General features: G+C 56.0%; 1 rRNA gene. It reads left to right on the top strand.

From position 1 onward, the window contains the following. The first annotated feature begins 23 nt into the window (after window positions 1-23). A 16S ribosomal RNA gene (locus ACE4RR_RS21405) occupies window positions 24-1,593 on the top strand. Window positions 1,594-1,688 lie beyond the last annotated feature (95 nt).

Here is a 1,688-nt window from a genome sequence, read left to right as displayed (position 1 = left end):
AAGAAGAGTCAGTACTCTACTATTTATTGGAGAGTTTGATCCTGGCTCAGGACGAACGCTGGCGGCGTGCCTAATACATGCAAGTCGAGCGCGGGAAGCCGTCGGATCTCTTCGGAGTGACGACGGGGGAACGAGCGGCGGACGGGTGAGTAACACGTGGGCAACCTGCCTTGCAGACTGGGATAACCCCGGGAAACCGGGGCTAATACCGGATGACCAATAAGATCGCCTGATCTTATTGTAAAAGTGGGGACTTGTTCCTCACACTGCGAGATGGGCCCGCGGCGCATTAGCTAGTTGGAGAGGTAAGAGCTCCCCAAGGCGACGATGCGTAGCCGACCTGAGAGGGTGATCGGCCACACTGGGACTGAGACACGGCCCAGACTCCTACGGGAGGCAGCAGTAGGGAATCATCCGCAATGGGCGAAAGCCTGACGGTGCAACGCCGCGTGAGTGACGAAGGTTTTCGGATCGTAAAGCTCTGTTATCAGGGAAGAACACGTGCCGGTCAAACAGGCCGGCGCCATGACGGTACCTGATCAGAAAGCCCCGGCTAACTACGTGCCAGCAGCCGCGGTAATACGTAGGGGGCAAGCGTTGTCCGGAATTATTGGGCGTAAAGCGCGCGCAGGCGGTTTCTTAAGTCTGATGTGAAAGCCCACGGCTCAACCGTGGAGGGTCATTGGAAACTGAGGAACTTGAGTGCAGGAGAGGAGAGTGGAATTCCACGTGTAGCGGTGAAATGCGTAGATATGTGGAGGAACACCAGTGGCGAAGGCGGCTCTCTGGCCTGTAACTGACGCTGAGGCGCGAAAGCGTGGGGAGCGAACAGGATTAGATACCCTGGTAGTCCACGCCGTAAACGTTGAGTGCTAGGTGTTAGGGGTTTCGATGCCCTTAGTGCCGAAGCAAACGCATTAAGCACTCCGCCTGGGGAGTACGACCGCAAGGTTGAAACTCAAAGGAATTGACGGGGGCCCGCACAAGCGGTGGAGCATGTGGTTTAATTCGACGCAACGCGAAGAACCTTACCAGGTCTTGACATCTTTCGCTATTCCCAGAGATGGGAAGTTCCCCTTCGGGGGACGAAATGACAGGTGGTGCATGGTTGTCGTCAGCTCGTGTCGTGAGATGTTGGGTTAAGTCCCGCAACGAGCGCAACCCTTAATCCTAGTTGCCAGCATTGAGTTGGGCACTCTAGGGTGACTGCCGGTGACAAACCGGAGGAAGGTGGGGATGACGTCAAATCATCATGCCCCTTATGACCTGGGCTACACACGTGCTACAATGGATGGTACAGAGGGAAGCGAAGCCGCGAGGTGAAGCCAATCTCAAAAAGCCATTCTCAGTTCGGATTGCAGGCTGCAACTCGCCTGCATGAAGCCGGAATCGCTAGTAATCGCGGATCAGCATGCCGCGGTGAATACGTTCCCGGGCCTTGTACACACCGCCCGTCACACCACGAGAGCTTGCAACACCCGAAGTCGGTGGGGTAACCCTTCTGGGAGCCAGCCGCCGAAGGTGGGGCAGGTGATTGGGGTGAAGTCGTAACAAGGTATCCCTACCGGAAGGTGGGGATGGATCACCTCCTTTCTACGGAGAATTATTTTTTCCGATCGGACGCTTCCGCCGGTTTTCGGACCGCCGGAAGCGGAGCGCTTTGACTTTCATTCAATTTTGAGAGGATA

The organism is Alteribacillus sp. HJP-4, from assembly GCF_042139015.1.
In the GTDB taxonomy this organism is placed as follows: Bacteria; Bacillota; Bacilli; order Bacillales; family Marinococcaceae; genus JBHIKY01.
This window is presented reverse-complemented; position numbering and strand designations above follow the sequence as displayed.